Origin of the sequence: Nitrospira sp. NS4, from assembly GCF_049546785.1 — a bacterium.
In the GTDB taxonomy this organism is placed as follows: domain Bacteria; phylum Nitrospirota; class Nitrospiria; order Nitrospirales; family Nitrospiraceae; genus Nitrospira_D.
Genome location: NZ_JBMWAN010000006.1, coordinates 104,861 through 129,466, shown reverse-complemented (window position 1 = coordinate 129,466; position 24,606 = coordinate 104,861). Strand labels below are relative to the sequence as shown.

Here is a 24,606-nt window from a genome sequence, read left to right as displayed (position 1 = left end):
CGCCGGCGCGGTCTATGTCTTCACGCGCACGGCCGGGGTCTGGACCCAGCAGGCATATGTGAAGGCCTCCAACAGCGAGGCCGACGACTTCTTTGGCGATAGCGTCGCGCTCAGCGGCGACACCCTGGCGGTGGGGGCTACTGGGGAAGCCAGTTGCGCCGATGGGATCGGCGGCGATCAAGCGTATAACGGCTGCATCCGCGCCGGCGCGGTCTATGTGTATGGGCCGCAGCCGTAGCGGAACACCTACCGCCTCATGGGCAGAGGTCACAGCTGGTCGTCGTGAAAGAGATGGTGTGGTGTTGGGATCGCGACCAAGGGGGCAGACCCACTCTTGTCCAAAATTACTTCTCCGAGAATTGGATCTTGGACCGCATCAGACCGAGGCGAAACAAAGGGGGCGGGAATCTTTTTTGCCAGAAACCGACGTGTCGATAGATGGTGCCGGAGGCCGAGATCGAACCGGCACGGGCCTTTTGGGCCCGAGGGATTTTAAGCGTTTTATAGTAAGCGGGAAAAGCCGATAGTGCCCCTACCTAATTGTTGCGGGACAATAGGATAGCTAGAGTGATTAGCGTCCATTAGGAACGATTGGAGAGTGGGCAATCGTCGTATTCATTGTGGCCTCATTCCACAGAACATCGAGGATTGGGCAGTTCCATTAAGGTATTTCCCGAAATTCCCAAGATGGTGAACAGAAGATTCGATCAGGACAGTGCGTTCTTCAGGCAGGCCCTGAAAGCGAACTATAGCTCTGTCTGGTAGCGATACATGCGGTGCCCACCCAGTGCAATTCGCCACGTAAAAAACGAATGGTTTGTGATCGCGCAGGGGTGGAAGATCGACTTTAAGCGTACGGTATTGTCTGGTTCCGGCTTCAATTCCAAAGTCTATTCCGAAGGCTATACTTAAAGCCATTATTGGGCTGGTATCATTTATCAAGTCACATTTATATGCGGCTCCCCGTGCATTCGAATTGGGCCATGATGTTTGGTCAGGACCCTCGCCAAAAAAATATATGGGTAGCTGGTTATCTATTGCATCTGGATGAAGATAAATCGAATAGAGAGAGTCAGGATGTTTTCCGTGCACAGGTAAACTCACCGGGGTACATTCTATTGACAGGGTAGTCGGAGGCTGAGATTGACCCGCTCCCGTTACCGCCGGTTGGAATGATTGTCTTGCGGAGCTTACGTAAGGATCAAGAAGCTGTTTTCGGGTATCTTCCGGGAGTAAGGACCAGAATAAGATAGCAAGCGCGGCAACGGAGACGATTCCTATTAATGGAGCACGCAAAAAAGGATGACTCGGAAGCAGGCCAAGGAACATCTCTTCCAGTGATTTCGGGATTGATCTGGGCGAAGAGTGCTGTTTGGCTTTTCCGCGTTGCTTGGCCGGTCCCGAAATCGCTTTGGCCTCAAGGGCCTTCAACAGGTTCAAGGTCTTGGACAAGGCTGAATGAATCGGGACCATCTCCTGCCAGCGCTCGAACGAGGGAATCTGAGCCACTAATAAGGGCTCTCGACCAGAAATGAAAGAGGCCGCGCTCTTGTGCCAACGATCCGCTTGTTCGATTGAAACAGTGAGGGTTTCTGCTTTGTTCGAAAGGGCGTCGGATGCCTCTCGAACAATCGTTTCGCCTTCGGCGATGAGTGCGGAAAGATAGGGATCACTCACTGTTTGCCTTTAGAGAGGTCGTTTCCTCCCAGCCCGTTTTCAATCCCCAAGTAATCTAGCACCCGTAGACTTCCCTTATAGCCTGACACTGTTTCTCAAAAACTGTGTCGAAAAACTTTTGTCGCCTCGCAGGCGTATGCACAAATTTGGAAAGGGACGGGCTACCTGTCAGAAACTTCATGAGATCATACACCTCTCACCAAGGAACCTTTTGATAGTTGACACAGCGACATGTCCCCTCCTTTTTGGATGGATCCCCGTTAATCGAGCAATACCTACTCTGACTTGTCTATGAGCTTGTCAATCGCCAAAAAAACAAAACCTATCATAGGCATTGATTAAGGGCAATTTGCCGCCAACTCATACTCCGCCTTCCTTGATCCTTCATCGGTCTTGGGCAGGACCGATTCTTAGGACTCGTTGCGAGTGTAACTCATAAAGTCGGGCCGATGGTACACATGAGACTGTTTATTGCCAATGATTGGCCCGACCTGCCTGTGGCGTTGGTGGAGGCAAGGCACGAAGGCCCTTGGCGGTCGTGCAGCAGACCACAACGGAGGCACCTCGGTCCAAGGGGCTACGACTGCTCTGTCGCATCAAAGTTTTTGGAGGCCTGGCTCTGGGACCAGTCAGGACGAGATAAAAAATGAGATACCAATCAGCGAGAGGATGAAAGTCTTCTTCTCAACGATGGGAGGAGAAAGAGCAGACTTCCGCTGAATAGTAAAAGGAAGGAGGAGGGTTCCGGGACCCGTGAAGCAACTATCATTGCTTCAGAACCATCAGAGAGATATGCCCAAAAAGCAACCTGACCTCGATCATTTAACCAACCAGGATAATCATGTTCACCTGCAAGCCCCACCATAGTTATACCGTTTTGAATAGTATCACCAGGTGCTACGATGCTTTCTAAGTTTCCCAAGTGGTCCGTGATGAAGAGAGCAGAGCCCGATTGGAAAGCTATGCTATTTCCATTATTCAGAGCAGGTGCGCCAATCAAATTTGAAAATGAATCACTGAAGCGGTTCGTTTCGGAACCTGAGACAAAAAGAGAACCATCCCCTATACGAGCAGCTACTGTGCCTTCATTGTTGATCGAGACCCGTGAAGCATTGCGGGAGCTAATGGTACTAACCTGACCATTGTAAGCAGTGAAGATACCTTGCTCACCAGTGTCCAATGTTCCCGTAAAGACGACCGTCCCAGAATTGTTAATGTCCGCAAATAGGCCGAAGCTATTAAACTGACCCCGCGTGTTTACTATCTCGGTGACCACTCCGTCTCTGGACACAAAGATACCCTCGCCGCCTGTATCCAAAGTAGTCTGAAAGACAACAGTCCCGCTGTCATTAATAGACGGCACTCCTAGAGAGCTATAGATACCAGCCCTGTCGGCGACAGTTGTTGTGACACCATCGGTATAGGTCAGGATGCTCTGATTATTTGCATTAAAAACGATGGTCCCTCCGTCATTGATTTGAGGTGGCGTACCACGCGCATTAATCTCAGTCAGAGAACCACCATTGGCTATGAAATAGCCGCCTCCCCCTCCATCTTTGCTCGCGCCAAAAGCGATTATGCCACTTTTATTTATTGTAGCCTGGCCAAAGCTGTTGATAGGTCCCTTATTGTCTGCAATGATTTCAAAGACGTAAGGGACTGCTTCGGTGCTCCGTGGGCTCACAGCTGGAAGGAGTAATAGCGAGAGGAATACGGAACTATAGATTTGAAAGTGTTTCATAATGTTCGTGAAGAATACCTAAGGCGTGAGGGGCAAACCCATCCCACACAAGTAGGGAGATTAATCCATTAGGTACTCCATGGAAAAACATGAGGAAAACAAATGGGTCGGCAGTCTTTTTCTGACAGGGCTGGCGTATTGAAAGTGGTGCCGGAGGCCGGGATCGAACCGGCACGGGCCTTTTGGGCCCGAGGGATTTTAAGTCCCTTGCGTCTGCCTATTCCGCCACTCCGGCTACTAGGCTGGCGAAACAGCTTCCCACCTGCGTTCTCGCATCGCCTTCACGCTGCGACGTACCGAAAATAGTACGCCTCGCCTGTCGGCTCGCTGCGGCCTTGGTGGAAACCTGTTTGGCCAGCCTGAGATCTTACACAGCAAACACGGCGGGGACTCTAGCATCGAGGTCTGAGGGGGTCAAGCAGGTGGGGAAGTGATGGGTGATGGGTGATCAGCCGGGAGGTGAAAGGAATCAGGAATGCCGTGAGCGCTGAGGAACCTATTGAATCGAGACCGCCCATCACCGATCACACATCACCCATCACTGGCATTCAAAACGCACACGGCCTGTGCCGGGTGGCAACAGGCCGCAAGCGGATGCTCTCAAGAGAACGATATGTTTTGACGGCAAGCCTCGTTAGGCGGCTTCGATCCTTGGCTGCGTCTCGTGGCGCTGCACCAATTGTTTGCCGCGATTCATGACTTCCTGCACACCCGATTGCACGCTCCGGCTCCAACGAGTCGCCTGCAGTTGGGCCTTCTTCGCGGCACGCCCGATATCCCGGCGCGTTTCCGCTCCGGACTGTGGCGCAAAGAGCATCCCCAACCCGGCTCCAATCACCGCTCCGCCAGCGATCATCGCGGCCACTTTCGCTGCCTGCTTTCCTTGATCCGACATCGCATGCCTCCTGGTTGGTGGTGAAGATTCTGAAGGGTTTTTCCTGTCTCGCCCTTCTACCAGACCCTATCAGCAGGTACCGTGCCAGCTCGAAAATGACCCAATTTACCTCAAAATATGCAGTGATCGCCCCTGGGGATTAAGGCCGCCTCATGAACGGTGACGTTTTCGCTACAACCGGCCACACAGTCGTTTCAGAAATGGCACACTTGCATGGTGTCATCCTGGCAAAGTCGCTCCAGCCATCGATTCCTGACGTACGCGAAGGGGTGTGAGCGCGACTCTGTTCCTTGCAATGGGGGATGGTCTTCTCTATGATCGCCGAACGATCATGATCGGAGAAGTAATGGGCTCGTTCGCCGCCATTCCCTACCCCCATATCGATCCTGTCTTTCTCGAACTCGGCCCACTCCAGTTTCGATGGTACGGGTTGATGTATCTCATCGGCCTGACGGCGGCCTATTTCCTCATCAAGCGCACCGTTGCCGCCAAGCAGCTGCCTCTCGGACCGGACCAGATTTATGACATGGTGGTGTTCGCCGCCTTCGGGGTGTTTCTGGGCGGACGCCTCGGCTACACACTGTTCTACAATTTCCCCTACTACTCGCAGCACCCGGAAAAGATTCTCGCCGTCTGGGAAGGCGGCATGTCGTTTCACGGCGGGCTCATCGGCACCATGATCGCGCTCGTCTGGTTCAGCAAGCGGCGGGGAATCCCGGTCTACACCGTCGCGGACCTGGCGGCCTCTGTCACGCCGATCGGCTTGGGATGCGGGCGGATGGGTAACTTCATCAACGGGGAACTCTACGGCCGGGCGACGGATGTCGACTGGTGCATGGTCTTCCCTGCCGGCGGACCGGCCTGCCGGCATCCCTCTCAGCTCTATGAAGCCTCACTCGAGGGTGTGCTGCTCTTTACCGTCTTGTGGCTGGTGGGCCGCCGATCCACGCCTCCGGGGACGCTCTGCTGGACCTTTATCGCGGGCTACGGCGTCTGCCGGATGTTTGTGGAACTCTTCCGTGAACCGGATCTCCATTTGGGCTTTGTGCTCGGCCCGTTTTCCATGGGCCAGATCCTCTCGGCGCCGATGGTGATGCTGGGCGTCTTCATGCTGGTCTGGGGCTATCACAAACGCTCACTCGAGCAAGCCCGATCGATCACCTCTCCTCAATAAGGCATCTCGTCGTCGTCCAGCCCCACGTGGTGTCCCAGTTCATGGACGAGCGTATCGCACACCTCCTGCACGATCTCTTCTTCTGTGTCGCACAGCCGGAGAATCGGTCCGCGGTAGAGCGCGATCTGCGCCGGGTGCTCTCCGCCGGATCCGAAAAACGAATCGTCGCCCAGCGGCAGGCCCTGATAGAGGCCGAGCAATTCCTCTTCCGGATCGATCTCCATTTCTTCGAGGACTTGTCGCGGCGGCTCTTCTTCCACCACCACGGCGATGGTGTCGATCAGTCTGGCATATTCCGGCGGCAGGTCGGCGATGGCCTGCCGCACCAGGCGGGCAAAGGCTTCACCGGAGGGATGATGATGACGTGTCGACACGTTGAATAGCGATCGGATTGAGCCCGTTATATGTCAACGCCGATTCCCGCGCGAAGGAACAGCAGCCGGCACGAGACAGAGGGAACGCCCAGACTCTGTGCCGTGGCGGTCTTATACATGGTGGCCTGGGTGCGGTACCGTTCGGCCCGCCCGGGCGCGTCCTCGGCGCTCACCGCATCGGTTTTATAGTCTGCAATCCAGAGACGGCCGTCAAGACGATAGATGATGTCGATGACTCCCTCCAACACCTGCCCGTCTCCCCAGGGCATGACAAACGGCACCTCCCGGCCCAGGATCGTGGCCTTGCGCAGCGTCGCATAGAGATCGGACCGGCCGAACGTGGCGAGGAGTTCCCGGACAGACTCGCGGACTGTTGCGATGACCTCCTCATCCTCCGATGTCACAAGGCACTGTATGGCCGGCGCAAGGCGATCGGACAATCCGGCCGGGTCTGCCGCGAAGTCCCACTGTTCGAGAATGCGGTGGATGACGATCCCGATGAGACGCCCCGCCTCGCGGCTCTGACTGCCATTGGATGAGCGAGGCGCGAGCGGGACGCGGTTCTCTCCCATGGTCGTCGGCGTCAGATGGGTCGCCGTGGCACGAGCCTGGCTCCAACGAAGCCGGCGCTCGTCCCAGCGTGCCGCGACCGCCGCAGGATCGACCGGAGACGTCCCGGAACCGCTCGCCAGCGACCGCCGCGGCCATTTGTGATCCGGCGCCTCAATGACCCGGTGCGGGATCAGACTGTCGCCGATCTTCAAGGTGTCCGTGGATCGTGTCCCCACCTCCCCCTCTCCGATATTCTGCAGCAGTCCCAAGACCGTTTCCCCGACCGACCGGGCCGTGACGCCTCCGGACAGGAGCAGAACTTCTTTCGCTCTGGTCATGCCGACATAGAGGACGCGGCGCCGTTCCGCCTCTTCCCGCATCTTCAGCTTCTCTTGAACCAGCACGGAGCCGAACGTCTGATGCTCGCCGAGCGACAGGCCGTAGGTGCCGCTCGACCAATCGTAGGTGACCGTCGGCGCCGATCGTTCCCGCCCGCTGCCTTGATGAAGGCCCGGCAAAATGACGACGGGGAATTCCAGCCCCTTGGCCTTGTGAATCGTCAGGATCTGGACGGCGTCGGAGGACTCCTCCGACAACGGACTCTCGGCCTCGTCCGGCTGTTCGTCGAGCCGGCTCACCATCAGATCCACGAATCCGCTCAAGGTCAGATGGGGCCGGTCGGACAGACCGGCGGCGGTCTGTTTGATCTTCAGCAGATTCGCCACCGCCTGCTCGCCATGGAGGGAGGCGCCGGCAATTTCGAGCAGCGGGAGCCGGTCGAAAATAAGTTGGATCGCCTCGCCCAGCGGGAGAGCCCCCACCGCTCGATGCAGCCGGGCCAACTGTCGATAGAGTCCTTGAACCGCGGCGGCAGAGGAATGATTCCAGGCCGCGACCTGGCCTTCGTGCAGATAGTTGAAACAGTCGGCCTGCCGCAGATCGTAGATGGTTCGGTCGGGCAGGCCGCCAAGCGGCGAACGCAACAGGCCGGCGAGCGCCACGCTGTCATGCGGGTGGTCCAGCACGCGCAGCACGTTGACCAGATCGATGACTTCCTGCCGCCGATAGAAGTGTTTCTCTCCTTCGATGACATAGGGAATATCGTACCGCCGCAGGGCGTCGAGATAGGTGTCGGCCTGGGTGAGCTTGCGGAAGAGCAAGGCGATTTGTCCGGCCTTGAGATTCGGACGGGTCGACAGCTCGTCTTTGATCCAGCGGGCAAGCCCTTCGCTTTCGTCTCTGGTGGCTTTGGCTGCATCGACTGCTTCCTCCCCTTCACCCGGCACCGTGACATGGAGCCGCACGCCGGCATCCAACGGAGAGGGACGCCGCTGAGGCCGGACTTCGAGCCGGACGTTGGCCGGCTGGATCAGCGGCCGCCGTTCAAACAGGCGGTCGAACACATCGTTCACCGGCCCGAGCACGGCGGCATCGCTGCGGAAATTGGTGGTGAGGGTCCGGACCATCCCGCCGTCGGTTTCGATCTTTTGCACCACGCGGTCGAACGCTTCGATATCGGCCCGGCGAAACGCGTAGATCGATTGTTTGGGATCGCCGACGATGAACAACTTGCCCGGTTCGAGGGCCATCTCATGCCAATCGCGGGCATGGTTACCCTGCCGCTCGGAGACGGCCAGGATGATTTCGTACTGGATGGGGTCGGTGTCCTGGAACTCATCGACCAGCACCGCCCGATAGTCGCGCTTGATGCGCTCCCGCACTGCCGGATGGTCACGCAGCAGGGCGCGTGCCTTCGCAAGAAGCCCGTCGAAGGACACCCACCCCTTTTGTGCAAAGGACGCGCGAATCTGAAGGATGAGGGGCTCCAGCAACTTCAACAGATCTTTGAAGAATGGATGATTGACGAGGAGTAACTGGTTCGCCGTCTTAATGAGCGTGACGGCCTCTGAGAATGCCGGTTTCTCCCAGCCTGCCACGATATTCCCCGGATCCTTCGCCAGGCATTCGCGCTCCTCCTGAGGCAGCGTCTGAATACCCGCAGGGCCTTCGTTCGCCACAAGCTGCATCAGGGTCGCGGCGGCGGCCAGCATCTGCTCGATCTTCCGCCGCTTGGGCCGGTCATGGTCGTCGAGCAACGCTTGCGCCCGTTCGTGACACTGCCGTACCCACTGCGTCACCCATGGACTCATCTCTGGGGCATCGATCTGTTGCCGGAGGGATCCCAACTCGACCAGCTCGCTACAGAGCGCCTTCGTCAGGTCTCGCAGACTGTCAATCGTCGTGGCGCCCAGCACCACCCGCCAGAGCTCATGATGGGCACCCTGGCGGCTCAACTCGCGATCGATCCAGACATCCCAGGCAGCGCTGAAATGCTCCTCGAATCGCAGGCCGTCGTCCTCCTGAAAGACCGGATCGACGCCGCTTTCCAGCGGATGCAGCCGCAGAAGGTGAGCCGCGAAGCTGTGCAGGGTGCCGATCTGGGCCTTTTCAAGGTCGCGCAGAGCGGAAGCGGCCCTGGCCGCGATCTCGTCGGTCGAAAGGCCGTAGCGTTGCCGCAAGTCCTCCATCGACACCGCCCCGCCGTCGGAAGCAGGCGGAGCCTCGGGATGCGCCAACACCAGGAGGCGTTCCCGTAAACGGACCTTCATCTCCGTCGCCGCCTTGTTCGTAAAGGTCAACGCGACGATCTGGGTGATGGAGACCGGCCGGGGTTCCTTGATCAGGGCGTGCACCAGGCGGTTCACGAGCAGCGTCGTCTTGCCGGTTCCGGCCCCCGCCACGACCACCACGTTCCGGTCGAACGTCGTTTCCGCCGATTCGCGGGCCGGCTTGTCAGGAATCAGTTCCACGTGACTCCTCCTTGATGCGCTGGGTCCGCAGGGCTTTGAGCGCTTTTGAATCGTCGGAGCGATAGGACCGCCACCAGGTCGTCCGATGGTCTTGCCGGCAGACGACGCGGAACTCGCAGGTCTCACAATAGCTGTCCGGTTGAATGAAGTAGCGCCCCTCGTGGATCCCCTTCACCAGGAGACTGATCGTCCGGTGCAACAATGTGCCGACCTCCGACGACCAGGCGCCTGTCTCGAAAGTGGAGCGCGCGATGGGCGTGCTCCAATGCGGCGCCAGGAACACAAACTGGACCTGGCCGGGCTGAGGTTGATCCGGAATGCGCAGGCGGGCATAGAGCGGCGGTTGCAACCGATAGCCGCGCGCGGCAGACTGAAGGAGATTCCGATCCTCCGGCTTCATGGCCGAACCGGTCTTGAATTTGTAATCGATGATCCGGATGGCGCCCGTGATCCGGTGGCGGTCGATCCGGTCGACCCGGCCATGAATTTTTAATGAGCCCGGCTCCTCGCTCATCACATCGGCCAGCGTACCTTCCGCGTCCACTTCAAACGCGATCGGGCTATAGGGCTCCTGTGCCTGCGCCCCCTGGTCTGCATCCACCGAGTCGGTGAGGAGCGCGGCGATCTGCTCCTTGGCCAGCTCCCACAGCAGATAGTGGCCGGTCCGATGCCGCGCCTCGCATTCCTTCGCCGCTTCTTCGACGGCTGAATGGATGCACCATTCGACGGTGTCGTCCGTAACCGGCTCCGCCGGCCATCCGGCGGGCAGCAGTTGTTCGTAGCAGCGGCGCAGCGCGGCATGACAGAGCGTGCCCAGCAAGGCGGCATCCGGTTCCTGTGAGATGGCCAGGCGAATCGGCTCCAACCGCAGCACATCGGACGCAAAATACTGAAAGGGGCAGCGGGCATACCGTTCCAGCGGAGTCGGAGCCAGGCCTCGCCGCACAACACGCGACCAATGGGCCTCCAGCGGGCCGGTGATCCCGTCGAAATCATTGAGGCCGGGCGTCTCATCTTCGATCCGGGCCTGCGCCCTGAGCGCATGACGAAACGCCTCCGCATCGGACCCCACCGCGCGGAGCAGGTTCTCAGGGTCCTGTCCCCCGATTGCCATCCACTGTGCGAGATCCGAGGGAGCGAGGAAGTCCCGTATCGACGGCCGTTGTGCGACCCGGTCGGTCAGCCGGCGGGGGATGACCTCCACCGGCCGTGCGTCCCCTCCGCACAAGCGGCTTGCCTCGGCCAGATAGGGCGAGGGAGCCTGCATCCGGCCCGCATCGTCGGCGCGCTGATACGACAAATACAAACGCCGGTTCGCCGCCCGGCAAAGCAGGGCAAACAGCAGCGCCTCTTCGTCATAGCCCCCCAGCTTCTCATCGATCTTGAACCCGAGCGTCGCATCGAGCACGCGGCGGTGCCGGTCTCGCAGAAACGCGTCCTCCCGGATATAGCGCGGAAAGACCTTTTCATTGAGACCCAGGATGAAGAGCGCGTTGAAGGGCACTCCGCGCGCCGCCATCACATCCAGCACCATGACGCCCTGATGCGCCGTCGTCTCCAGGGGAATCACCGTCCGCTCGATGGCATGAGTCAGTAATTCGACAAACGCCGGCCAGGCCAGCTCCTCCCCGATCGCGTCCAACTCCCTGAGCCGCGACCACATGTGATCGAGCGCGTCCCAGGTGGCTGTCAGCCGCACGGCACCCTCGTCTGGCTCAGAACCCGCACCCGCATCGGGATGACGGAGACGTTGCTCCACCAATTTCTGAAAGGCTTCGACCAATTGTCCGACCGTCCCCCGTTCCGGAAGCGCCCGGCACTCCGCCAGAAGCTGAGACAGGACCTCCCAGAAGAGCGCGATCACCTCCGGCGCGATGCCCAACGCATCGACCACGCCGTCGCCCTCTTCACCGCTCTCCAATTCCATGGTCGAGCGGGCGGCCTCCTCCACCCTGCGCCACTCCTCGACGCCCCGCGTGATCTGCAGCGCCTGCGCAATCAGTTTCCATTGTTCCGGGCGATAATGTGCGGAGGCCTCATCGATCAGCGCCGTGGCATAAAGCGGAGAGGTCACCACATCGAGTACGGTCGTGCGGTAGAAGTCGGTCATCGGCAAGTCCGCCAATTGGAGCAGCGCCTTGCAGAGCGGTTCCTGGATCAACGGGCGGCCGGCGTTGGTGGTCAACGGGACTCGATGGCGCCCGAACACCGTCTGCAGATGCGCGCGGTAGGGATCCAGGGTGCGGGCAACGACGCCGATTTCATCGAATCGATAACCGTTGGTCTCGACGAGATCCAGAATCGTGCGGCACACTGAGGCCAACTCCTCCTCCACGCCGATGACGCTCTGAACGGAGAGCGTGACGGGGTTGGGTCCTGTTTCGACCGGAGCCGCGGGCAGCCTGGTGATGACGTCCGGCGTCGCCACGCGCGCCCGGATATAGCGATCGAAGAACCGCCGGGCAAATCCCGACTGGCTCCCCTCCTCAAGCGGGAAGAACAACGTGGTGGAAACCGTAGCGCTGACGGCCTCGAACAGCGACAGCTGCACCTGCGTCAGGTCGTAGAACCCATAGTAGAGCACGTGGCGCAACGACCTGAGAAACGGTGACGTCTCGACCAGAGGAATGAGCGATTCGGCCAGGTCGTCCGGCGTTCCGACCGCAAGGGTCTTGCCGACTTCCCGTATTGCCGCATGCAGCGAGAACAGCGCCTGGAGCCACTCCTGATCCTCCTTCTCGAAGTACCCCTCATTGAGCCCGCGCAACGCCTCGGCAGGCTGTACCCCGGCATCTTTTAAGTCGCGCACGGTCGACCAGAGCGCGCCCCATGTGCCGGACGAATGTCCGATGTGCCGGAGCGGAGCCAGGCTGGACAGCCGGCTGTGGACGATGTGGCGAACCAGTTGCTCGAAGAACAGATCGTCGACCACGCGGAGCGGCGCGATCTGCGTCCCGGCACGAGCTTCGTCTGCCAGACGCAACGCGAGCTGGTGAAATGTCAGAAAATGGATGTTGAGAAGGGACAGCCGGTGCTCGACCGTCAGCAATCGTCGCAGCCGGTCGAGCAGCTGCGTTGACGGCACGAGGACTGCCAGCGGGGCGAATGGATCGGAACTCTTGCCGAGCCGGATCTGTTCAACGAGGGCGGATTCGAGATGGGGATGAAAGGGACCGGTGACGACGCGAAGCATAAGCTACGCCTGGCAAGAGGCTCGGGGCTTGAGGCGATAGGTTCGAGACATCATGAATGATTGTACTGGTGGAACAAGCCTGCAACTCCTCTAGCCTCGCGCCTCGCACCCCTTGCCTGTCACTCTACCCTGTCTCAGGGCCCAGCAATTCCCCGTTGCAATCGACGCAGGCCCAGTCGCCGTCGATCCACGCCATGGGATCGCCGCAGATCGGACAATCGGGAGGCGGTCCCTTATCGATGATCGGAAGTTCCGGCAATTCAAAATCGTCGTCGTCCACCATGCGGATATCGGTCCTATTCTCTCGGTTTCATTTTCAGCTGGAGCGCCTTCTCGGCGCTTTCCCGGCTCGGCACGCCGACGAAGGTCAGGCGCCCGTCGATAATCGTGGCCGGGACCGCCCGAACCGAATGCCGGTCGGCGAGACTCCGTCCATCCTCTGTCGTGATATCCACTTCGCGATACGAAAAGCTGTACTTGACGCGGAGCTGTTTCCAGAGGCTCTTGGCCGACGGGCAGGCCCCGCAACTGGGCGATACGAGCAAGGTGATATTGGCCATACGTTCTCCGAAGGTTCAGGTTGAGGCTACGGTCGAGGTTCAGTGGGAAGAAGACGTGAGCTCCGGGCACTCAGCCTCAGCCGTCACCTCGCTTCGTTTCGGATCTTAGCACCCGCTGAAAAGACGGTGCAAGAAGCGCCGGGTCTCCCTCACCGACTCCCTCACACCTGCGCCGGCGTTGACTTCCCGAGGGAGAAGGCGCAGCATGGGCGCCTCACACTGAGACAAAGAGGCACCGCGTGATTTCCTGCTAGGCTCGGCCCGGTCACTCCCGTCCCTCCGGTCATCATTTCCTCACGCCCTCCTGGCGAGCCGAGCGACGCCACGAGGGCGTTTCTGTGTCAGCGCCAAGCCTGCGTCCCTCCCCTCACCATCACCACAAAGGAGCCTCCAATGAAACGAGCAGCCATGTTGTCGGCCGGCCTCTTGGGCAGCCTTCCCACACTCGCGCTCGCCGCGGAACACAACGCGAGCTACCGGGGTATCGGCATGTTGTATTTCTTCATCATCGGCGCCGTACTGCTCTACGGCGTCTACGATTCCTTCGGAAAGACCGCGACGTATGTCGCCACGCCGATCATTCTGGCCTGGTGCTACTGGATGCTTCCGCCGATCTAGACCAACCGAAGGGGCAGCCGCAGGCTGCCCCTTCCGTTATCGCTTGCCGTCGTACCCGCGGTCCCGCCAGCGTTCCAGGAGCTGAATCCGTTTCTGCAACTGATCCACCGTCGCCTGATCGACCCGGCTCCCCGTCCGCGCAATCAATTCCGCATTCAATCGCCGGTGATCGATGCCGCTCATCCGCGCCACCGTGCCGACCAGCAGCCGGTGGGAATCCCGCAGATCGCGCTTCTGATCGTGCAAAGACACAGGCGGCTCGACTGCCGCCGCCCCGTTCTCTTCGGTCTTCGGTTCATCTTCACCGATGAGGGTATCCATGCGCGCCACCGCGGTGAGCGGGACATACTCGTTCGTCGAGACCGTCACGCGTCCGAAGAGGTCGCGCTGTCCGGCGGGCATCAGATCTTCCAGGACATGGTCGCGCTCGGCTTTGATCTGCCTGGCGTAGTGGACCAGGATCGGATCCTTCGGGAGATAGAGCCAGGCCCGCTGGGGCTTCGGGAAGCCATCCTGCATACGGACAAAGCGGCCGACCACCTGCCGGAAATACATCTCGGTCAGCACGTTGGTGCCATACACGCCGACACGCAGGCGGGGGATATCGACGCCTTCGCTGACCATGTTCACGGCAACCAGCCACTGCTGCTTTTTGTGCTCTGAAAACTCCTCGATCACGCGAGAGGCGGCGGGATCATCCGAGACCGCGACGACGGCTTTGCCGCCGGTGATCCGGCCGACGAGTTCGGCCACCCAGCGGGCATGGTCCTGATCCATCGCGACAATCAATCCGCCCGCATCCGGCTGTTCCTCTTTCCGCAGGCGGGTCAATTGGGCATGGGCGTCGGTGATGACCGGACCGAGCCAGCTTTCTTGCAGGAGCGCGGTTTTCAGCCGCTCCCGTTGCCGGTCGAAGGTCAACCCGTCCTGAAATGTGGCCGTATGCTCGCGGCCGTCCGAGAGCCAGGTCAGCTCCCCTTCGTAACTGGGGAACAGGATGGGCCGGCAGACGCTGTCGCGAATCGCCTCGGTATAGCCGTAGGAAAAATCGGCCTGGCTCTCGCCCTGTTCGTAGCGGATGAACGGAATGGGGTTATTGTCCGACCGAAACGGTGTGCCGGAAAGAATCAACCGGAAGACGGCCTGCTCGAACGCGTTGCGCAGCGCCTTTCCCCAGTGCTTGCCGTCGCCCGCATGGTGCAACTCGTCGAGAATCACCAGCGTCTTCTTGCTCCGGCAGGTCCGTTGAAAGATCTCCGGCGCAAGGCTCACTTGCTGGTACGTCACCACCGCGCCGTGGAAATCCGGCGCCTCGGATCCTTGATCGTTCGTCAACGCCGGATCCAGTTGCAGCCCGATCCGGCCGGCCGCATCGGACCACTGGGTCCGCAAGTGGTTGGTCGGACAGACCACCAGAATTCTGGTTGCCGCCTGTTTGGCCAGAAAGTCGTGCGCCGTGCGCAAGGCAAACCGGGTCTTGCCGGCCGCCGGGGTGGCCATCGCCAGAAAATCACGGTGGGCATGGGTCAGGACCGCCGACCAGGCGCGGCGCTGCCAGTCGCGGAGCGGAACGGTCCAAGCGGGGATGGATTTCATAGCAACACTACATGCTCGTCATGAGTGATGATGAGAGGGCAACTCACGTGACGCCGACCATGATGGGAGCAGGACTCCGGCAGGACCGGCGGGGAGCTAGTCCAGCCAGTCTTTCTCTTTCAGCTTGCGCGGCAGATACTTCTTCGTGAGGTACTGAAAATCCTTGTTGGCCAGCGCGTCCAGTTCGTACTTCAGCCCGCTCGAGAGCATGCGCTTGATCTCCGCCTGCCACGCCGGTTTCTGGAACCACTGATAGTTCATCAGTTCTTTGGCCCGCGCAATGTCCTTCTCGTTCAACTTGATGCCGACGTTTCTCGGCAGCTCGTACCGTTCCGGATCGGCGCTCGACAGCCCTATGAACTTCGCCTTGGGAATGGCCATGCGCTGGCTTTCAAAGGCCAGATTGATCGACCCCTGCTTGATGACGGAATAAATGTAGTATCCCCAGGGATCATTATCGACGAGCACATAGACCGGCAGGCGGTGTTCTTCGTGCAACCGGCGTGCGAGGCGGCGTACGCCCCTCGGCGGCTGGCCGTTGCCGGTCAGGAGAATACAGTTATAGCGCCGCCAGAATTTATCTTCCGACAAGCGGTTCCACTGCGTGCCCTTTTCGACCAGCAGGACAAAGTCGGCGGTGCAGCGGCGGATCTCCAGATACTCCGGCTCTACGATGGACGGCACCGAATAGCCGCCCTTCCCCAGCTTGGCACAATCGACCCGGTCGCCGTCGTCGCCGAACACGACCGGTCCCACGATGCTCCCGCTGTTCTCCGCGCGGACATGCAGTTCTTCGCGCAGCGCCGCCAGCGAGACTTCCAGGTCCTCGATGACGGGGTCGGATTCGTCCTGCGTGTCGAACGTGTTCTCGTGGGAATCGGCGATGGTGTGCTTCGTGCGGTAATAAATTTCCCGAAGCGACGTGGTGAGGTCCGCCCGCTGCAATTCGGAGAGGGCGTCGGCCACCAGCATCGTCTGCATGAATTTCTTGGCCATGCCGACATTGAAGAACGACCGCGCCTGTTTTTTGCTCCCCATCTCGATCAGGCCCTTGCGTTCATTGAACGACACGTTCGAGAGTGCCCGGATGGGAATAGCGATCGTCGGATCTTTGGCCCGCTCCGCCGCCGTGATGACCACGTCAGCCAGACCGATCAATTTTTTTTCGACGGCCGTCGTCTTCTTCTTTTGTTTGGTCGCCATGGGTATCTACTTCTTTCCTCTTGCAGCCGGACTCTTCGCGGACCCGGAAGCGTTGCGCGATGCCGGTTTCCCGGCAACCGGCGCATCAGACTTGGCCGACCCGGCCTTCCGCTTCTTCCTTGTGGACGGTCCGGCGGCCGGTTCTTGTTCCGGCACATCGGCGGCGGAACCCTCGACGGCCTTCGGAACCTCCGCCTCCACCTGCTGAGCGATCTCGACGGCGCCTTCGATGCCTTCCGCGGTCACGATGATCGAGTCCGGCAACCCTTCCGGTCCGCCGCCGGTCTTGCCAAGCGCCTCGTCGGTCTTGAGTCCGCCGGTGCGCGAGGTCGCGATCTTCTGCAGCTGCGCCTTGAGCTTTTCTTTGGGCAGCGTTCCACCCTTGAGCCGGTTGCAGGCCTCGACGACTTCCTCGATGTAGAGTTCGAAGATGTTGCGCCGGCGGAATTCGCTCGCAGCCCGCTCCCGGCGGCGGAGGAAGAGGCCGAGCCGCCGGCCGCATTCCCGCAACGCCAAAGTGATTTCCTTCTGGATCTCGTCATAGTCGGCGATCGCTTCTTTCGACTCGCTCGTGAACGGCACCCACACCGAAGCCATATGGACGAAGATCACCATCGGGCCGCCCGGCAGCGCGCCGCGCGACTGGGCGATGCCGTAGTGTTTCCATGTGGTGCTCAGGACCGCCTTAAACGTCGCGCAGGCCGACTGCTGATACAGCAAAGGTACCCGGTTCGCGTACCGGATGACGCGGGCGAGTTCCGAGTCCTCCTCCTCACCTTCGCCTTCGGCTTTCGGCCCGGCCGGTTGTTTGGGCCTGGCTTGATCTTCCGGCCTATGCCCGTAGGCCAATCCGGCTTCGATGATGAAGGGGTTGCCGCGATACACGGCCGGCGGCCGGCTGACCGCCGTGTAGAACTCGCCTTTGATCTGCTTATAGAGTCCGGAGAGAATGGCTTTCTCGCCGATGGGCGAAATGCAATTCGTCGGCGGCGCCATGATCTTCGTCTTCTGAATGGTCTGATAGAGCATCTCCGCTGCAGGGCCCTTCAGATCGCGCGGCTTCATGGCCGGCGACACCTTGGCGGCCTTGCAGATTTCGTCGGCGAGCTGGGGCGACACCCGGCAGAAATCGCCGGAGAGGAAGCCGTTGAGCGAATGGCCCTTCGTGTCCTGCAGCATCTTGAGCATCATCCCGAACTCGATGCCGTAGGGATGCGGCTTAATCTCGCGCGGCGAAGGCGGCAGATCGTGATAGGTGCGCGGATACTCTTTCATCTCGCCTTCCGGCGTCCGGTAGGTCAGCCGCACATGGGGATTGGCGATGGACGTCTGCTCCAGCCATTCGTCCACCGACGCCCGGCCTTTCTGATACTTCCCTTCGACCTCCAGCGTCACCTGTGTGCCTTGCGGCCGGTCCCAGGCGATCTGTTTATTTTCATGGACCAGCGGTTCGTTCTTCTTGGTGTCGATCTGGACTTCGAAGTAGTGGGCGGCGGCTTTCGGACCGGTGCGCGAGATGATTTGCACCGGCTTCCCGGTGGTCAACTGCCCGTACATGCCGGCGGCGGAAATGCCGATGCCCTGCTGCCCGCGGCTCATCCGCATGCGGTGAAACTTCGAGCCATAGAGGAGCTTGGCGAAAATGCGCGGGATGTGCTGGCGGACAATGCCGGGACCGTTGTCCGTGACCGTCACGCGAAAGCGCGTGGCCTGGCTGGCCGGCGGCGTCACGCCCCCGGTCGGCACCACTTCGAGCCGCACCATGACGTCCGGAAGAATCCCGGCTTCTTCGCTCGCGTCCAGCGCGTTATCGACGGCTTCCTTGACGCAGGTCAGCAAGGCCTTGCGCGGATTGTCGAACCCGAGCAGGTGCCGGTTCTTCGTGAAGAATTCGGAGACGGAGATTTCCCGCTGACGTGCGCCCATCTCCACCGCCGTGACCAGCTGCGGCGATTTCGCAGCGGGTTTTCTTCCGGCGACTGATTCGGGCCCTGCGTTGGTCGAAGCGGACACAGAAGACGGCGGAGCAGACGATACCTTCTTGGCCATTCACCCTCTCACAAATGTAACGCGGTCAACCTTGGTATCACAAATCGCAGGGGGATTCCAGCCTGCCGAACCCCTGACCTCTCCACCGGCTCAGTACGCAGCCGGGCGCGTCATTTATTCCGAAGAAGAAATGAGACGCGCTCATCGAACCGGCCCAACGATACCCATGGCCGCGCCATCGACGACAGGGTGAGTCGTGAGACGGCGCGACGGATTCAGGAAGCCGCGCGCCGGTATGATCTCGTCGGGCGCATCGGGATTGCATTCGCTGTTCGGCCCGGTCAATTCCAGTTCTATCCTGCAGCCCGGGCTACAACGCGAGCTCTGTGCCTCCGGAACCTGCCAAGGTGTGAACCCGCCACGCAGGCACTCATTAATCCGCCGGCGCAATTCCTCTTCGGAGGAAGCAAGACACGACTCCCCGGGAACGGAGAGGATGGATGACCGGCAGACAACCGCCTTCGGGATGTCTTGATGTCTTCTGGAGGGACAATGCCTGGCAGCAGCGCCGGAACCCTGGAGGCGGAGCCGGGAGACGTCAACGACGGTATTCACTCGCCTAAGAATGAGGGCCTGGACAAGTCTGGCGGGGATTAGGGTGGGAGGAGCACGCACCTACCGAGGATCAGTAGGTACGGCGGAGATCTCGGGAGAACATTAGGCTTCCCAGTACAAGCTGGTCCTGCACACCGTCCTCACACTCAACCCCCTTATGGACCATATTCCCTCGGGGCGTTAACTCCCCCCACGCCCTCACGATAATCCTCGCGATACAGCGAGTCAAGATTGCGGATTGCGAACCATCCGGCTCGCTATCCATGCGGCAATGCCTGCCATCGCGTCGGCTCTTCGCAGCCGGATCAGGACGCAACGTCCCGACAAGACCCGTCGCACGGTCTGCTATGAAAAGAAACCCGGATAGACACGGGGATGAAATTTGTTGCACTTGTAAAAAAATAAAGCTTTATCCGCGACACCGGACGCGATGCACCGCCTATCATGCTGAAATTTTGGCGTTCTCACTCTGAGCTCTTACTGGCTCCCCAGCTTCTGTGGATAACTCTGTGCATGGCTGTAGGATCAACGCAGAAACGGCCTATACGGACAGTGGAACGAGCAGATTGCCTATTTATTAGGCATTGTGTCAGATCCTTGGCACCCACTACATTTTGCGGCTTGACGATTCCTTTTTCCCCTTTTCCACAATCCCTGGTGCAAAGAAATCCGTTGGTGGTTTTCACGCTTGAAATAGTTTGAATTTTGTGGGGTATCAGGAATTTGACCGTACTTATGCACAGATCGGCCTCTAGACTGTGGACACAGAAAGTACAATTGGCCAAAAACAGAGCAATTTGAGGCCTTATCGCAGTCGTATGCTCCGGGAGTCGAAGCGCCGGGAGACTATCGAACGGGCTTCCTGTCAGCCATTCCTTTATTTCTTCCGGTAGACGTTCAGTCCGACTTTTTCCTCCCGGTCGGGAATCGTCACGTTTCCTTCCGTGGAGGCAATAATGATCGTCTTCCCTGAGGCCGACGGCCCGAACTCCTTGGACAAATCCACTTTGATAGTCAGCATCGTCCCTTCAACGGTCATCTCAACGTTTTTCATAAGTCCTCCTTCTTCTTATTGTTGCGCCTCTTCTGCCGCAAAGTCTGCCGGTTCCGATACAGGACGAGCCTGGCCCAGTGGGGGGAGACGGCGATGCCGGGCTATTCGACCGTCTGAGCCCGTAGAAACAGCGCCTGCTCCAGGGTACGGAAAAACTTCTGGTACGGCTCAGGGTCTTCGACGGCACGCAGGTAAAATTGTGCGCTGGCCCTCACAACAAGCTGGGTCTCGTTCCGCTTGCGCACCGTAATGGTGAGACGGACGAGGTCGCTGCGATGCCAGAAAGGACCCCAGGTAAGGTAGGACTTGGTGAAGATCAACAGGCTTTGATCGTCGTAGAGATGGTAGTAGGGATCCGTTCTGATATTGGACCGTTCGAGCGGTTCAAATCTCTTGCCCGACACGATGCCCAGCTCCTCATCCAGCACCTCGACCATGAACCCCAGGTCCTGCATGGTGTCGACAATGACTTCCAGAGTTCGCCGCCGGTCGGTGCTGTCAAACACTCTGGATTGAGCTGCACGTAATTTGACCTGGCTCTCTTCCGAGAGCCAGATCTGCTCCCGTGAGTCCCACTGGTCCTGATGGCGCCATTCGTAGGGCGTGGGGCAGCCTTGCAACAGCAGACTGAGCCCGAGGCCCAGTGCAACGGCGAAGACCCGTGCCTCTGCGCTGCGGCAGGCAGTCTTTCGTATGTCCGGCGTGAGAAGCCCCACGGGCCTTACTCCTTGGCGATAAAGAGCGACCGTTCAAGGGCCGCAAAGAAGTTCTGATAGACCTTGGGATCTTCGATCGGCTTATTGTTGTAGATCGCGTTGGCCCGGATCAGCATGCGACCTTCTTGCTGCTGGCGCACGGTGACGGTGACGCCGAGGACGTCGTAGAAGTTCGGTTCCGCAAACCGCGCGGCTGTCACCAGGCCCAAGGGCTCGTTCGCGCGTTCGATGATGAAGCCCAAATCCTGCAGCACGGCGATGACCCCGCGCATCGCCAACTGGCGGTCCTTGACGTCGAAGGTGCGCGACTGAAAGCTCCGGAGCTTCATCTGCGCTTCGGTCGGGGCGAGCAGGTCCTGACTCGGCTCCGGCGCGGCACAGCCCTGAAGGAACCAGGCCCCCGCAATGACGATCATGCCTGAGATTGCTCGCATGGTGTGGCTCATAGTTCCTCGCTCAGAGCGTGAAGGCTTCCAGGAAGACGGCTTTCGATAACTTGGCAAAGAATTGCTGGTACATCACGGGATCGCGGAGCATCTCCATCTTTTGCTGGCCCGGCGGGATATATTGGCGATCGGCTTGGCCATCCCCCTTCCAGACGACCCGGTAGAACATGATCCGGACTTCCTGGCGCGTACCCTCCGGATTGATCGGCCGCGCGACGAGTGTGGCCGCGATTTTCTGATGGAGATCTACGGGCATGATGAACTTACCCAATGAGAGCAGGAAGGCGAAGAACCGGCCGATGTCTTGACCGTACTCCCGAGCGCTTCGCTCCTTGGTCGCCCGGAGGAACCCGACATCCTGGACACTTTCCTCCACCTGAAAGCCAAGGTCCTGCAGCACGGCGGCCGAGGCTGACAACAACTCCGCCTCATCCTTGGTTTCAAAGAAACGGGTCTGCATGGCCTTGTTACGTGGACTCTCCGCCGTGAGCTGAAAGAACTCTGCCGGCTGGGTCGGGGTGACACAGCCGGCCGCCAGGCCTGAAAGGATGAGACAGACCCCGGCCAGGAGCCCCCGGCCCGTCAAGGGACTGCGGCCCTTGCTAGAACTGGGTATAGTTGTAGGCAAAGTCGCGGACCTTCTTCTCTTCGTCGTACTTGATGATGATGGTGAGCGTCCTCTGGCGCTGCGAGCTGGAACTGTCGCTCGAGCTGGCGCCCAGAATGATGATGCCCGCAAAGGACGAACTGGCGGTGTCCACCCGATCGGTCGAGACCTTGTCGTAGATCCAGACTTCCCGACGCTTGTCATCGGTCGTGACGATATTGGGGCTGCCGAGGAGTTCCGCCACCTGTGATGCCGCCATGCCGACTTTGATCTCCCCCTGAACCTTGCCGACCGTGAGCCGGTCTTCTGGAAGGGTGGCCTTCTCTGCCCCTCCACACCCGGCGAGGGAAACGGATAAACAAAGTCCTAGTGCGATCCATGCTCGTTTCATTTGGATGTCCCCCTTTGCGTATTGATGCCTGCCAATATAGCGGTCTCTCGTATCCCTCTGTTGATGCTAAAGAATACAACCTTTACCCTTGGAAATCATCTGTCGGTTCATTGAACGCACAGGGCTGGAACGAGAGAACGGAGCATCCTGAGTTCCCGAAGGACGCTGATAAGGGTCGGCACCGTGACTGAATCGATGTCTGATATCAAGGTGCAGGCAGCGTGGGAAAAGCCGGCGCAGGAGATGCGCACCTGGTGCGCGGCTTCGGCCAGGCCTGTCAATCGACCGCCGACTCACCTGCCTGATGGCTGCATCACAAGCCTGAACAGAGGCATTAAGGCGGGCCTGTTCTGACTATCGGCCGGCCTTGCGAGACAATGAGCACACCAGACTGCCGGCGGCGAGTCCCCCCAGAAAGGCAAGTCCCAAAATAGTGAGGGCCAGACCGGAGCCGCGACCTCCTGCCCGCCTGAGATGCCGATTGGCTTGTGCGCCAACCGTCGCTTCTCCACCCATCCAGATCGACGAATCATCCGGCGGAGCCGGGGTCCGCCGGGCCCCGGGACTTGTCCTGATTCCGCCCGCCGGTTGTGATTGGTCCATCGGATTCTGATTCCTATCGCGTCTTGCGACCGTCCGCAGCGAACGCCGGCCCGAGCGCAAGGGACAATGGCACCGTCCAGTTCATGGTCCCGGGCCTCCTCCCGTTCTCTTGCAAGTCCGGATCGCTTTGGTTATGGTACCGCTCGATGGATCGCACTCGTGCTCGCCAGATTGCACTTGCCTGTGCGAGCGGGGTCCTGCTCCCGTTCTGCTTTCCAAAGTTTGATCTGGGGTTGCTCGCCTGGGTCGCCCTGATTCCCCTCCATCTCGCTCTGGATTCTACGACGCGCCGTCGCGCCTTCTGGATGGGATGCCTGAGCGGGACCATCGGCTTTACCGGGATCATGGCCTGGGTGGTCACGGCCATGACCACGTACGGCAAGGTCCCCCTCCCCGTCAGCTATGCGATCCTCCTGCTCCTCACGGCTTATCTCGGCATTTACGTCGGAATCTACAGCTGGGCGGTCGTCTGGCTGCGGGAATTTATACCACGATACGGCATTCTTTTCGCCCCCTGTGTCTGGGTCGCGCTGGAATTGATACGGACCTACTTCCTGTCCGGATTGCCCTGGTGCCTGCTGGGCTACTCGCAATACCGGGAACTGGAACTCATCCAGGTGGCCGACCATCTGGGAGTCTATGGGGTCTCCTTTTTGATCATCCTGGTGAATCTCACGCTGGCCGAGTTCATCCTCTGGCTCATGCCCTTCTTCCGCGGATTCCACCCCAGGAAGCTGCCCTGGGAAATGACGACCATTACCGCGCTGCTCATGATCTCGACCTGGAGTTACGGGACCTCTCTCTTGAACAGCCCTGGTCTCCTGCTCCCGAGAACCTCCATTACGGCCGGTCTCGTCCAACCCAATGTCGATCAGGCGGTGAAGTGGGATGAGGCCTATCGCGAGGAGACCATGCAGCGGTTCGATCGATTGACGAGTCGGTTCGGAACCGGTGTCGATGTGGTGATTTGGCCCGAAGCGGCGACCCCGTTTCTATTCGAGCGTGAAGCCGGCTATCAACTGCAACTGATGGCCTGGGCCGACCGGGCGCAGGCGCCGCTGCTGTTCGGCAGCCCCGCGCTCCGGTTCTATCCGGACCGCCGTCCCTATCTGCTCAACAGCGCCTATCTCCTCTCGGCTGACGGAACGATCCTGGGCCGCTACGACAAACATCACCTCGTGCCGTTCGGTGAATACATTCCGCTGAAATCGTCGTTGCTCTTTTTCCTCGACAAGCTGGTGGAAGGGATCGGCGATTTTGAGGCGGGGCCCGGCGGCACGGTGATGACGCTGGCGCCGAAGGCCCGCGCCGGCAACGACGGCAACCCGGGGGGGGCGCGTCCCGTGAAGTTCGGCGTCGCGATCTGTTACGAAGTGATCTTCCCCGATCTCGTCCGGCAATTCGCGGCCAACGGCGCGGAGTTTCTGGTGACGATCACGAACGACGGCTGGTTCGGCAACTCCTCGGCGCCGGCGCAACATTTCGCGATGGTGGTCTTTCGCTCGGTCGAAAATCACCTGGCCTTTGCGCGCGCCGCCAACACCGGCATCACGGGCGCCATCGATCCCTTCGGCCGGATCATCCGGGCGACCCCGCTGTTCACGGAAGAGGCAGTCCAGGTCACGATTCCCGCGTGGCAGCCCCGCACATTTTACAGCCGTCACGGGGATGTGTTTGCCTACGGCTGTGTGGTAATCTGCGCGCTGCTGTGCCTGCTCAACCTGTTCCGTCCCAAGGAACCGGAGCCCGGCACGACCGCCATCACACCGGCGTAATCAGAAAGGACAGAGGG

At 59.8% G+C, this 24,606-nt stretch carries 20 protein-coding genes and 1 tRNA gene; 4 read left to right on the top strand and 17 right to left on the bottom strand.

Annotated elements, in window-relative coordinates; genetic code table 11:
• On the top strand, positions 1-238 hold a 238-nt coding region (locus tag ACO9S2_RS16600; protein ID WP_423723518.1), incomplete at its 5' end, for an FG-GAP repeat protein.
• A gap of 377 nt (positions 239-615) precedes the next feature.
• On the opposite strand, the gene ACO9S2_RS16595 is transcribed toward ACO9S2_RS16600, so the two are convergent.
• The 4 genes from ACO9S2_RS16595 to ACO9S2_RS16580 all read right to left on the bottom strand — a co-directional run bounded on the left by ACO9S2_RS16595 (position 616) and on the right by ACO9S2_RS16580 (position 4,313).
• Positions 616-1,677 (bottom strand): hypothetical protein, encoded by a 1,062-nt coding sequence (locus tag ACO9S2_RS16595; protein WP_423723517.1) that lies wholly within the window; start codon positions 1,675-1,677, stop codon positions 616-618.
• Between the two features lie 658 nt (positions 1,678-2,335).
• A complete protein-coding gene (locus ACO9S2_RS16590; RefSeq protein ID WP_423723515.1) occupies positions 2,336-3,418 on the bottom strand; it encodes a DUF7453 family protein in 1,083 nt (360 codons plus the stop codon).
• 145 nt (positions 3,419-3,563) lie between these two features.
• Positions 3,564-3,653 (bottom strand) — tRNA-Leu (locus tag ACO9S2_RS16585).
• Positions 3,654-4,052: 399 nt separating this feature from the next.
• On the bottom strand, positions 4,053-4,313 hold the full coding sequence (locus ACO9S2_RS16580; RefSeq protein WP_423723514.1) for a YtxH domain-containing protein: 261 nt from the start codon (positions 4,311-4,313) through the stop codon (positions 4,053-4,055).
• A gap of 364 nt (positions 4,314-4,677) precedes the next feature.
• On the opposite strand from ACO9S2_RS16580, the gene lgt reads away from it, so the two are divergent.
• Positions 4,678-5,487: a prolipoprotein diacylglyceryl transferase gene (gene lgt / locus ACO9S2_RS16575; RefSeq protein ID WP_423723524.1), complete on the top strand. Its 810-nt coding sequence runs from the start codon at positions 4,678-4,680 to the stop codon at positions 5,485-5,487.
• On the opposite strand, the gene ACO9S2_RS16570 is transcribed toward lgt, so the two are convergent.
• The 5 genes from ACO9S2_RS16570 to ACO9S2_RS16550 form a co-directional block, all read right to left on the bottom strand.
• Positions 5,481-5,861, bottom strand: a complete 381-nt coding sequence (locus ACO9S2_RS16570) for a metallopeptidase family protein (protein WP_423723513.1) — start codon at positions 5,859-5,861, stop codon at positions 5,481-5,483. The genes lgt and ACO9S2_RS16570 overlap by 7 nt on opposite strands.
• Before the next feature lie 26 nt (positions 5,862-5,887).
• Complete coding sequence (locus tag ACO9S2_RS16565; protein WP_423723512.1) at positions 5,888-9,223, bottom strand: UvrD-helicase domain-containing protein; 3,336 nt, start codon at positions 9,221-9,223, stop codon at positions 5,888-5,890.
• The gene (locus ACO9S2_RS16560; RefSeq protein ID WP_423723511.1) at positions 9,207-12,416 is read right to left on the bottom strand and encodes a PD-(D/E)XK nuclease family protein; all 3,210 of its coding nucleotides are present in this window, start codon (positions 12,414-12,416) and stop codon (positions 9,207-9,209) included. The genes ACO9S2_RS16565 and ACO9S2_RS16560 overlap by 17 nt, the downstream gene beginning before the upstream one ends.
• Positions 12,417-12,540: 124 nt before the next feature.
• Positions 12,541-12,699 carry a hypothetical protein gene (locus tag ACO9S2_RS16555; protein ID WP_423723510.1) on the bottom strand — a complete coding sequence of 53 codons (159 nt, stop codon included), beginning with the start codon at positions 12,697-12,699 and terminating at the stop codon, positions 12,541-12,543.
• 13 nt (positions 12,700-12,712) lie between these two features.
• Complete coding sequence (locus ACO9S2_RS16550; RefSeq protein WP_423723509.1) at positions 12,713-12,976, bottom strand: glutaredoxin family protein; 264 nt, start codon at positions 12,974-12,976, stop codon at positions 12,713-12,715.
• Between the two features lie 393 nt (positions 12,977-13,369).
• Between ACO9S2_RS16550 and ACO9S2_RS16545 the strand changes: the two genes are divergently transcribed.
• Positions 13,370-13,594: a hypothetical protein gene (locus tag ACO9S2_RS16545; RefSeq protein WP_423723508.1), complete on the top strand. Its 225-nt coding sequence runs from the start codon at positions 13,370-13,372 to the stop codon at positions 13,592-13,594.
• Between the two features lie 36 nt (positions 13,595-13,630).
• Here the strand turns inward: ACO9S2_RS16545 and ACO9S2_RS16540 are convergent, their stop codons facing one another.
• The 8 genes from ACO9S2_RS16540 to ACO9S2_RS16505 form a co-directional block, all read right to left on the bottom strand.
• Positions 13,631-15,190 carry a DEAD/DEAH box helicase gene (locus tag ACO9S2_RS16540; protein WP_423723507.1) on the bottom strand — a complete coding sequence of 520 codons (1,560 nt, stop codon included), beginning with the start codon at positions 15,188-15,190 and terminating at the stop codon, positions 13,631-13,633.
• A gap of 96 nt (positions 15,191-15,286) precedes the next feature.
• The gene (locus ACO9S2_RS16535) at positions 15,287-16,393 is read right to left on the bottom strand and encodes a DNA topoisomerase IV subunit A (protein ID WP_423723506.1); all 1,107 of its coding nucleotides are present in this window, start codon (positions 16,391-16,393) and stop codon (positions 15,287-15,289) included.
• A 6-nt stretch (positions 16,394-16,399) separates the two neighbouring features.
• A complete protein-coding gene (locus ACO9S2_RS16530) occupies positions 16,400-18,442 on the bottom strand; it encodes a DNA topoisomerase VI subunit B (protein WP_423723505.1) in 2,043 nt (680 codons plus the stop codon).
• A gap of 1,432 nt (positions 18,443-19,874) precedes the next feature.
• Positions 19,875-20,051, bottom strand: a complete 177-nt coding sequence (locus tag ACO9S2_RS16525) for a hypothetical protein (protein ID WP_423723504.1) — start codon at positions 20,049-20,051, stop codon at positions 19,875-19,877.
• Positions 20,052-20,152: 101 nt separating this feature from the next.
• Positions 20,153-20,767 (bottom strand): hypothetical protein, encoded by a 615-nt coding sequence (locus ACO9S2_RS16520; protein ID WP_423723503.1) that lies wholly within the window; start codon positions 20,765-20,767, stop codon positions 20,153-20,155.
• Between the two features lie 5 nt (positions 20,768-20,772).
• Positions 20,773-21,201: a hypothetical protein gene (locus ACO9S2_RS16515; protein ID WP_423723502.1), complete on the bottom strand. Its 429-nt coding sequence runs from the start codon at positions 21,199-21,201 to the stop codon at positions 20,773-20,775.
• Positions 21,202-21,223: 22 nt separating this feature from the next.
• A complete protein-coding gene (locus ACO9S2_RS16510) occupies positions 21,224-21,841 on the bottom strand; it encodes a hypothetical protein (RefSeq protein ID WP_423723501.1) in 618 nt (205 codons plus the stop codon).
• Complete coding sequence (locus ACO9S2_RS16505) at positions 21,816-22,211, bottom strand: hypothetical protein (RefSeq protein ID WP_423723500.1); 396 nt, start codon at positions 22,209-22,211, stop codon at positions 21,816-21,818. Before ACO9S2_RS16505 ends, ACO9S2_RS16510 begins: the two co-directional genes overlap by 26 nt.
• Positions 22,212-22,960: 749 nt before the next feature.
• Between ACO9S2_RS16505 and lnt the strand changes: the two genes are divergently transcribed.
• On the top strand, positions 22,961-24,589 hold the full coding sequence (lnt, locus tag ACO9S2_RS16500) for an apolipoprotein N-acyltransferase (RefSeq protein WP_423723499.1): 1,629 nt from the start codon (positions 22,961-22,963) through the stop codon (positions 24,587-24,589).
• The last annotated feature ends 17 nt before the right edge of the window (positions 24,590-24,606 follow it).